This is a genomic window from Azospirillum sp. TSO22-1 (assembly GCF_003116015.1).
GTDB lineage: Bacteria > Pseudomonadota > Alphaproteobacteria > Azospirillales > Azospirillaceae > Azospirillum.
Genome location: NZ_LGQZ01000210.1, coordinates 1 through 8,908, shown reverse-complemented (window position 1 = coordinate 8,908; position 8,908 = coordinate 1). Strand labels below are relative to the sequence as shown.

General features: G+C 68.8%; 10 protein-coding genes. 7 read left to right on the top strand and 3 right to left on the bottom strand.

Annotation, left to right across the window (positions count from 1 at the left end; translation table 11 throughout):
• The first annotated feature begins 399 nt into the window (after positions 1–399).
• From TSO221_RS33965 to TSO221_RS33945, 6 genes are all read left to right on the top strand, one after another.
• A complete protein-coding gene (locus tag TSO221_RS33965; protein ID WP_109122876.1) occupies positions 400–912 on the top strand; it encodes a sigma-70 family RNA polymerase sigma factor in 513 nt (170 codons plus the stop codon).
• Positions 913–915: 3 nt separating this feature from the next.
• On the top strand, positions 916–1,710 hold the full coding sequence (locus TSO221_RS33960; RefSeq protein WP_109122875.1) for a hypothetical protein: 795 nt from the start codon (positions 916–918) through the stop codon (positions 1,708–1,710).
• An 11-nt stretch (positions 1,711–1,721) separates the two neighbouring features.
• Positions 1,722–2,450: a Bax inhibitor-1/YccA family protein gene (locus tag TSO221_RS33955; RefSeq protein WP_109122874.1), complete on the top strand. Its 729-nt coding sequence runs from the start codon at positions 1,722–1,724 to the stop codon at positions 2,448–2,450.
• A 278-nt stretch (positions 2,451–2,728) separates the two neighbouring features.
• Positions 2,729–3,094 carry a hypothetical protein gene (locus TSO221_RS35235; protein WP_146208998.1) on the top strand — a complete coding sequence of 122 codons (366 nt, stop codon included), beginning with the start codon at positions 2,729–2,731 and terminating at the stop codon, positions 3,092–3,094.
• Positions 3,091–4,422, top strand: a complete 1,332-nt coding sequence (oxlT, locus tag TSO221_RS33950) for an oxalate/formate MFS antiporter (RefSeq protein WP_109122873.1) — start codon at positions 3,091–3,093, stop codon at positions 4,420–4,422. Before TSO221_RS35235 ends, oxlT begins: the two co-directional genes overlap by 4 nt.
• A gap of 66 nt (positions 4,423–4,488) precedes the next feature.
• Positions 4,489–4,884 carry a hypothetical protein gene (locus TSO221_RS33945; protein WP_109122872.1) on the top strand — a complete coding sequence of 132 codons (396 nt, stop codon included), beginning with the start codon at positions 4,489–4,491 and terminating at the stop codon, positions 4,882–4,884.
• A gap of 3 nt (positions 4,885–4,887) precedes the next feature.
• On the opposite strand, the gene TSO221_RS33940 is transcribed toward TSO221_RS33945, so the two are convergent.
• The gene (locus TSO221_RS33940; protein WP_109122871.1) at positions 4,888–5,646 is read right to left on the bottom strand and encodes a sulfite exporter TauE/SafE family protein; all 759 of its coding nucleotides are present in this window, start codon (positions 5,644–5,646) and stop codon (positions 4,888–4,890) included.
• Positions 5,647–5,789: 143 nt separating this feature from the next.
• On the opposite strand from TSO221_RS33940, the gene TSO221_RS33935 reads away from it, so the two are divergent.
• Positions 5,790–6,224 carry a PAS domain S-box protein gene (locus TSO221_RS33935; RefSeq protein ID WP_247878396.1) on the top strand — a complete coding sequence of 145 codons (435 nt, stop codon included), beginning with the start codon at positions 5,790–5,792 and terminating at the stop codon, positions 6,222–6,224.
• A 197-nt stretch (positions 6,225–6,421) separates the two neighbouring features.
• On the opposite strand, the gene TSO221_RS33930 is transcribed toward TSO221_RS33935, so the two are convergent.
• A complete protein-coding gene (locus tag TSO221_RS33930) occupies positions 6,422–7,006 on the bottom strand; it encodes an SH3 domain-containing protein (protein ID WP_247878395.1) in 585 nt (194 codons plus the stop codon).
• A gap of 168 nt (positions 7,007–7,174) precedes the next feature.
• On the bottom strand, positions 7,175–8,908 hold a 1,734-nt coding region (locus TSO221_RS35810; RefSeq protein ID WP_109122868.1), incomplete at its 5' end, for a M1 family aminopeptidase.

The following is an 8,908-nucleotide window of genomic DNA, read 5'->3' as shown; positions in this document are numbered from 1 at the left end:
GGGTGGCCGAGTGGTTAAAGGCAGCAGACTGTAAATCTGCCCGCGTCAGCGTACGTAGGTTCGAATCCTACCCCTTCCACCAACAGGCTCGCGGCCTGTGCCGCTGTTCACGCCGAACCGGCTGCCGCCCCAATTCGAGCGGTATGGCCGGCTCCCATCGGTCCGTTGAAGAAGACGATGGATTGGCACGCCAAATACCAGAAGTGCGCCGTTTGCATTCGGCTTGGTGACTTGATTACAGCCACCAAAGCTGCTTGATCATCATCAATCCAGCGCGTCCATTGTTCGCCGGCTTCGCTTCATGCCGGACTCCACGGGGCCGATGCTTTTTTTGTCGGGGACGGGATTAAGCCGCAACCGCCTGCGTATACTGGTCAGGGGTGGGGAAGAACGAGGCGAATGGATTTTTCGAAGCATCTGGGTGTGCTGCGCCGCTACGCACTGGTGCTGACGCGTGACGGCGAGCGCGCCGAGGATCTCGTGCAGGAGGCGCTCCTGCGCGCGCTGGAGGGTGCCCGCACTTGGCGCGACGGCGGCGACCTGCGCAAATGGCTGCTGTCCATCGTCCACAACACCCACGTGTCGCGGGTCCGCCGCCAGAAGACGGAGCGTGAGGCCGAGGGAGTCGTGGCCGCGCAGTCAGCCGGCGCCCATGCGCCGCCGCAGACCGACGGCGTCGATCTCGGCCAGACCATGCGGGCGTTGATGGACTTGCCGGAGGAACAGCGCGAGGTGTTGGTGCTGGTGGCGATCGAGGGAGTGAGCTATCGGGATGCCGCGGACTGCCTGGGGATTCCGATGGGGACCCTGATGTCCCGCCTGGGGCGCGCCCGCGCGGCATTGCGCGCGGCCACCGGCCGTTCCACCGCCGAGAAGGCGGCGGCCGGTACCGGTTTGCGAGTGGTGAGGTAAGCGATGTCGACCGAAATCTCCGAGGAGGACCTGCTCGCCTACGTCGACGGCCAGTTGGACGTCGCGCGCCGGGTCGCCGTGGAGGCCTATCTGCAGGAGAACCCGGAGCTCGCCGCGCGGGTCATGCAGGACATGCGGCAGCGCGACGAGATCCAGCTGTTCCTCATGGGCGAGGCGGCCCCCGACACCGGGACGGAACCCACGGCAGCGGTGATTCCCCTGCCGAAGCCCCGCCCGCCGCACGCCCACCCCACCCTGCGCGCCGCTGCGGCGGCGGTGCTGTTCATCGGCATCGGCTGGTCGGCGCACGAGCTGTTCGGCGACATCCTGGCCGACCCGGCGGCGGCGGCGCACGCGGTGCCCGCCTTCGCCAGCGAAGCGGCCGACGCGTACCGCAAGGCCGAGGCGCCGGGCACCGCGCTGGCCAGTCGGCCGCCGGAGGAGGTCGCGCACCTCGCCCGTCTCGCCGCGCAGCCGTCCGGCACCACGCTGGCCATCCCGACCTTCCCCCGGGAGCTGCGGCCCCTGGCGACGCGGATCGTCCCGTGGGACGGCCGGGCGGCGGTGCAGGTCGACTACACGACGCGGGAGTCGCGGCGCGTCACCCTGTTCGCCGCCGAGGACCCGCGGTTCGCCGTCTCCGCCCTGGAGGTCGCCAGCGTCGAGGGTGTCTCCGTCGCCTACTGGCGGCAGGGGCACCACGTCTACGCGCTGTCCGGCGACGTCCCCTTCGCCGACCTGCTGTCGTACGCGGAGGCGGCGCACTTCTCCTGGTTCGATTCCTTCCTGACACAGTGAACGAGACGTCCATGTGGAATCAGTATCCTGAGCAGCCGCAGCAATACGGCTACGCCCGCACCATCGACCAGGCGGCGTTCGACGCCGGCCTGCGCCAGCACATGCTGCGGGTCTACAACTTCATGATGCTGGGTCTGGCCGTCACCGGCGCGGTGGCCTTCCTGGTCGCCAGCATGCCGGCCCTGTACGTGCCGATCTTCACGACGCCGCTGAAGTGGGTGGTGATGCTGGCCCCGCTGGCCTTCATCATGGTCCTGTCCTGGCGCTTCCAGAGCATGTCGCTGGGCGCGCTGCAGGCCACCTTCTGGGCCTTCTGCGCGGTCATGGGCCTGTCCATGGCCTCGGTCTTCCTGGTGTTCACCGGGGCCAGCGTGGCGCGGGTGTTCTTCATCACCGCCGCGATGTTCGCCGGTATGAGCCTGTACGGCTACACCACCAAGGCCGACCTGTCGAAGATGGGCGCCTTCCTGATGATGGGCCTGCTGGGCATCGTCATCGCCGGCATCGTCAACATCTTCGTCGGCTCGACCGCGCTGCAGTTCGCCATCTCGGTCATCGGCGTGCTGGTGTTCACCGGCCTGACCGCCTACGACACCCAGCGCATCAAGGAAGAGTACGCCGAGGGCTACGGCCACGAGGCCAACGGCAAGCTGGCCGTGATGGGCGCGCTGTCGCTCTACCTGAACTTCATCAACCTGTTCCAGATGCTGCTGCAACTGCTCGGCCAGCGCGAGGAATAGGCCCCGGCGAAGGCTCCGCTCCTCTCTCCCTTCGTCGCGTCATGGCCGGGCTCGTCCCGGCCATGATCGTTTTGGGGATGCCGGCGGGTTCCCGCCGACACCAAAAAAAATTTTGCACCCCCGGGATTACAGACGCACGTCGTCCGTATACCAGACAGTTGGATGCGCTGACGGAGTCGGATTGGCACTCAGCTGTTCAGGGGAGTCGCCGGGGCGATCGGCCTTCCCTGAGTTTACCGCGTGTATTCGAGTCTACCTTTGAAGCGAGAAGACCACTTGTGGCCGCGCTCACCTATGAGCGCGGCCATTTTCATGTAAACACGATCGCAAAATACGTCAATGATACTCCCATTTATTTTCCATTCGGCAATGGTCGAGCCGCACTGCCCCTCCAAGCCTCCGAACACCACTTGAGTCATAATCCCCATTTTTCACCAATGATGGGCTTGTACTTTGCGTTTTGGTCTGGTATACCATGCACCAAATTCGGCATGCCAAAGCCGGCCGCCGGAGCAGATTTGCTTCCGCCCCGGAGAGAAAAAGGGCTCAACGCCCAGGCAAAAAAAGCGATGCGACAACGACCCCCGGCCGATGAAGCGGCCGCGCCAGATGCTTCGAACATTGCATTGGGAGGGAGCAAATGAGCGAAACGACTGCGGGTGCACCCCTGGGAGGAGCTGCCCGGCCATCGGATACAGTCCGCTGGATGCAGATCGTCGCTGGTATTGTTTGCATGGTGGCTGCCGCCAACATCCAATACGCATGGACGCTGTTCGTTCCGGAGATCCAGCAGACGCACGGCTGGACCCGCGCCTCGATCCAAACCGCCTTCACGATCTTCGTCGTCGTGCAGACGTGGCTGACGCCCATCGAAGGCTACTTCATCGACCGCTACGGCCCGCGCGTCATCGTCGCGTTCGGCGGTCTGTTCACCGGCCTCTCGTGGATCGTCGACAGCTACGCCTCCACGCTGACGATGCTGTATGTCGGTTCGGCCATCGGCGGCGTCGGCGTCGGCTGCGTCTACGCCACCTGCGTCAACAACGCGCTCAAGTGGTTCCCGGACAAGCGCGGCCTCGCGGTCGGCCTGACCGCCGGCGGCTACGGCGCCGGCTCGGCCCTGACCATCCTGCCGATCTCTAGCATGATCCACGCCAGCGGCTACCAGTCCACGTTCTTCTTCTTCGGCCTGCTGCAGGGCGCCATCATCTTCGTGGCCGCCTGGTTCCTGCGCACCCCGGCCAAGGAGGAGGTCAAGCTGTCCGCCAAGGTCGCGCAGAGCCGCCGCGACTACACCCTGGCCGAGGCGCTGCGCACCCCGGTGTTCTGGGTGATGCAGGTGATGTTCATCTGCACGGTGACCGGCGGCCTGATGGCTGTGGCGCAGCTGGGCGTGATCGCGCACGACCTGGGCGTCAAGGAGACCCCGGTCAGCGTCCTCGGCCTGACCATGGCCGCCCTGCCCTTCGCGCTGATGCTCGACCGCATCATGAACGGCATCTCGCGTCCATTGTTCGGCTTCGTCTCCGACCACATCGGCCGCGAGGCGACCATGTTCGTCGCCTTCACGCTGGAAGGCCTGGGCATCATCATGCTGAGCCGCTTCGGCCATGACCCGATGATGTTCCTGATCCTCAGCGGCATGGTCTTCCTGGCCTGGGGCGAGGTGTACAGCCTGTTCAGCGCCACCTCGGCGGACACCTTCGGCACCAAGCACGCCGGCAAGATCTACGGCGTCCTCTACTGCGCCAAGGGCGTGGCCGCCCTGCTGGTCCCGCTGGGCAACCTGCTGATGGAGGCCACCGGCACTTGGGCGACCGTGCTGTACGTCACGGCGGCCATGGACCTGACCGCCGCGGCCTGCGCGCTCTTCGTGCTCAAGCCGATGCTGGTCAAGCACCACGCCCGCAACCAGGCGCTGGTCGAGCAACAGCAACAGCAGCAGGCGACCGGCCTCCGCGCCACCGCCTGACCGGCCCGACCGGAACCGGGGGAGCCGTCGCGCGGCTCCCCCTTTCCTTTTGGGAGTCTTCCCGACATGACAGATCGAGCCGACCTGACGTTCGTCGCCCGCTGGGCCGCCGCGGGCCTCGTGGTCAGCGCCGCGGCGGCGGCGCTGGTGCTGGTCCCGCGAGCCCTGCGGTCGGAGCCGGTGATCGTCGAGCGCGCGCTGCACAACATGGACGAGCGGACCTGCGAGCGGGTGCTGCGGGCGATATCCGACCAGTCTCACGCCGGCGAGCGGATCCTCTGGCTGTGGGCCGAGGAATCGACGCCGGGGCTCTACGCCACCGCCTCCAGGGTCGGGCCCGCCGGCGAGGCGCCGGCGCTGCCCCGCCCCTACGCCTTCCACCCGCCGGCGCAGGCCGCGCCGCCGCTGGCCTGCTCGTTCCCCAGCAACTCGCTGCACGTCATGGCCGTCGAGGGCCGCTGAGCCTCAGAGTCCGCCGAGCCCGTCGGCGAACAGCTTCACCCCGGCGACGAACAGCAGGGCGTAGCTGACGGCGTAGAACAGCCGCTCGGACACCCGCTTGGTCAGCCACACCCCCATCCAGATGCCGACCGGCGCCAGCGGCGCCAGCAGCAGTGAGGTGGCGAGGTTGACGGTGTCGATCTGGCCCAGCCAGACGTAGGGCACCAGCTTGACGTAGTTGATCACCGCGAACAGCAGGACGGTCGTCCCGGCCAGCGTCATCTTCTCCAGCCGCTGCGGCAGCAGATAGATCATGATCGGCGGGCCGCCGGCGTGCGCCAGGAAGCTGGTGAAGCCCGACAGCGTCGACCAGAACAGCCCCGCCAGCCGCGAGGCCGGCGGCGCTTCGGCGATCCGCCGCTGGACCAGCGGCTTGAGCCACTGGTTGACCGAGAAGGCGACGGCGATCACGCCGATGATCAGGCGCACCGCGCTGTCGTCCAGGTGTCCGAACGCCAGCACGCCCACCCCGATGCCCAGCATGGCGCCCGGCAGCAGCACGCGCAGTTGACCCCGGCTCCACCGGCCGCGGTAGGCCCAGATGCCGAACAGGTCCATCAAGCAGAGGATCGGCAGCATCAGCCCGGCCGCCTGCCGCGGCGGCATGACCAGCGCCAGCATCGGCACGGCCAGCGCGCCGAGTCCCGACAGCCCGCCCTTGCTGATCCCGGTCAGCAGAACGGCAGGGATCACCAGCGCGTAGAAGGTGGCGTCGACGATCATTCCGTCCGGCACTCCCGTTGGTGGGGATGCGAGCATGCCCATCACGACGCGCGGATCCCAGAAGAATCCCGCCAGGGCTCGAACCACCGCGCTTTCCGTATTATCTTCCGGACCGAACAACGAACCGACGGGGAGGAACAACGTTGGACACCGACCTGAAGCAGCGCCTGGCGCTCGCGGTGCTGGACAGCGCCGCGGAGGCCGTCATCTATTCCGACCGCGAGGGCGTCATCCGCCTGTGGAACACCGGGGCGGAGCGCGTGTTCGGCTTCACCGCGGCCGAGGCGCTGGGCCAGTCGCTCGATCTGATCATCCCGGAACGGCAACGCCAGGTGCACTGGGACGGCTACGACGCCGTGATGGCGAGCGGCCAGAGCCGCTACGGCAGCGGCGACCTGCTGTCGGTGCCGGCGCTGACCAAGGGCGGCGGCCGCATCTCGGTGGAGTTCACCATCGTGCCGGTGACGGACGAGAACGGCGGCATGCTCGGCATGGCCGCCATCCTGCGCGACGTCACCAAGCGCTTCGAGGAGTTAAAGGCGCTGCGTCGGCAGGCGGCCCAGGCGGCGCAGGGTTAAGCCCCTCTCTCGCCTCTCGCGCTGGCCGCAGGCCAGCGCTGACGGCGTCAGGCGGATCGAAGATCCGCCGAGAGCCCCGGGAGAGGGTGGCGCCGTAGGCGCCGGGTGAGGGTAAGATCAAGGATCCTTGGATTTGCCCTCACCCTCCCGCCCTATGGGCGGGCCCCTCCCTCTCCCGGGACGGGAGAGGGTTTAACTCACCGCGACCCGCCCACCAGCGCCGGCAGGTCCATCAGCGGGCCGTTGGAACCGTCCTCGATGGTGATCGGGTTCATGCCGCGCGCGCCCAGCGCCACACTGACCGGGCGGCCGTTGTTGTGGTTCTTCCACATCTCGTACAGCGCCATCGCCGCGTAGATCTTGGCCTCGCGGCTGGTGTTGAACAGCCACTCCTGGCTCGGCGTGACGCGCAGCAGGCCGTCATCGCCGGCTTCGACGCGGTCGGCGAACTTGTAGCCCAGCTCGTCGTTGGCGTGGCCGATCAGCCGGTCGAAGCTCGAGGAATAGCGGGCGAAGCTGCCCCGCCCGTTGCCGCCACTGCCCAGCGTGCTGGCCGAGCGCTGGCGCAGCAGGTCGGAGAACACCCAGCCCTCCTCGCCGGTGCGCAGCACGCGCACGCCGGTCCAGTTGCCGTCCTGGCGCAGTTCCAGCAGTTCGTCGCCGCGCCGCACCGTGGTGCGGATCGCGCCACGGTCGGACGGGGCGGCGCGGACGTTCACGCGGTCGCCGGTGATGGTGTAGGTGTCGCCGGGATTGGCCATGGCCGGCGCGCTCAGCGCCATAAGAGCCGCAGCACCGATCCCGAGGGCGCACACACGAAGCGTTTTCGATTTCCCTGACATATCTCCACTCCCGAAAGGCGCATTCCGAACGCGAATGCGCTCCGTCACAGCTTCAACAGCGGTACACGGGGAGAGGGTCCAACCGAGGGGCGCCGCACCCCGGGAGGATTAGTCGAATCGCCTCCTGAGCGGGCTGTCGCCAGACGGCCAGACGCCGCGGTCGGCCACCTTGCCGCCGTCGAACACCAGCCAGCTCTGCCGGCCGTAGTGCGGCAGCGGCCGCGCCAGCGCCTGCAACGCCGCGCCGTCCGCCGCCTCGACCACCAGCACCGGCTTGCCCTGCGGGGTGCGCGCCGTCCACGCCCGCCCGGTGCCGCGCCCGGCGAGGCCGGCAGGCGCCTCGATCTGGTAGGCGCGCAGCAGCGGCGCCACCGCGTTGGCCGTGCCGATCAGCGCCAGCGGCTGGCCGGAGTCGGTGCGGTCGGGGGCCACCACCCGCAGCTTGCGGTCCATCAGCCGCTCGGCCAGCGCACGGGCGGTCTCGGCCGCCGGGCCCTCGGCGGCGAGCACCACGTTGGTGGCGCCGTCCAGCGTCACGTCGCGCAGCGTCGGCGGCGCCTCGCCGGGAGCCAGCCGGCGGAACAGGTCGTAGCCGGGATCGACCGCTACCGATTTCAGCGTGCCGGACACCGGCAGGCTGGCGGTGACCTCACGGCCCTCCAGGCGCACCACGTGGCGCTGCACGCCGGCCGAGGTCTCGACCACCACCGGCACCGACAGCGCATAGACCGGCTGGTCCTGCCGCAGGGTCAGCGATACGTGGTCGCCCTGCCGCGCCGCGCCGGCGAGGTGCAGGGCCGGCGCCCCGGTGCGCTCCACCCACTGTGCGAAGAAGGGGCCGAGGTCGCGGCCGCTCTGCTCCTCGAACACCCGGCGGAGGTCGCTCCAGCCGGCATCCTTGAAGACGTGGGCCTGCCAGAAGCGGCGGATGCCCTGGGCGAAGGCCTCCTCACCCAGTTCGCCGCGCAACATGTGGACGATCATCGCCACCTTGCCGTAGCCGACGATCTGCGAGGCGTCGTGCACCTTCGCCTTGAAGGCGCTGACCGGTGCATCGCGGTCGGCCGGCAGCGCCGCGTAGTCGCGCAGCCAGTCCAGCCGCGCCGCCTGCGCCGCGTCGGCGCCGCGCACCTCGGCGGCGGCGTAGTCGCCCATGTAGGTGGTCAGGCCCTCGCACCAGTTGCCCTCCCCGTAATCGACCCGGACGCCGTTGCCCCACCAGTCATGCAGGATCTCGTGCGCCAGCGACTGGCCGCGCACGAAGGGCAGCGGCAGTACCGTTTTGCCGATGTAGGTCAGCCCGGGAAAGCCGAGGCCGACCGGCAGCGGCGCCGAGACGATGGCGAAGCCGGCGAACGGATAGGCGCCGATCCGCGCCGAATAGCCGTCGATGGACCGCTGCGTCAGGTCGAGCAGGTCGTCGGACAGCCCGTTCAGCTCCGCCTCGACGTAGGTGCGCAGGCGGAGCGCACCGTGCATGCGCTCGCGCACCTCCCACTTGCCGGCGAACAGCGAGGGCGCCTCGACCGTGCGCTCCTCTGTGAAGACGGCGCGGTAGCCGGCCTCGCGGCCCTCCTCCCTGAGATCCCCGGTCGCCACCGCGACGTAGGGCGCCGGCACCCGCACGGACAGGCGCCACGTCGGCGCCTCATCGTCCAGCGTCGGCAACCACGCCGGCCCGCCGGGCAGGTACGCACCCTCGGCGCCGGATGCGGCGCCGTTGCCCCGGCTCTCCGGGTTCAGCGCCGCCAGCGTGCCGCCGTAGCGCAGCGTCACCTCGCCGCCCGCCGGCACGGTCAGCGTCAGCGCCATGCCGCGCCGCTCGAAGGGCAGCGGCTTGCC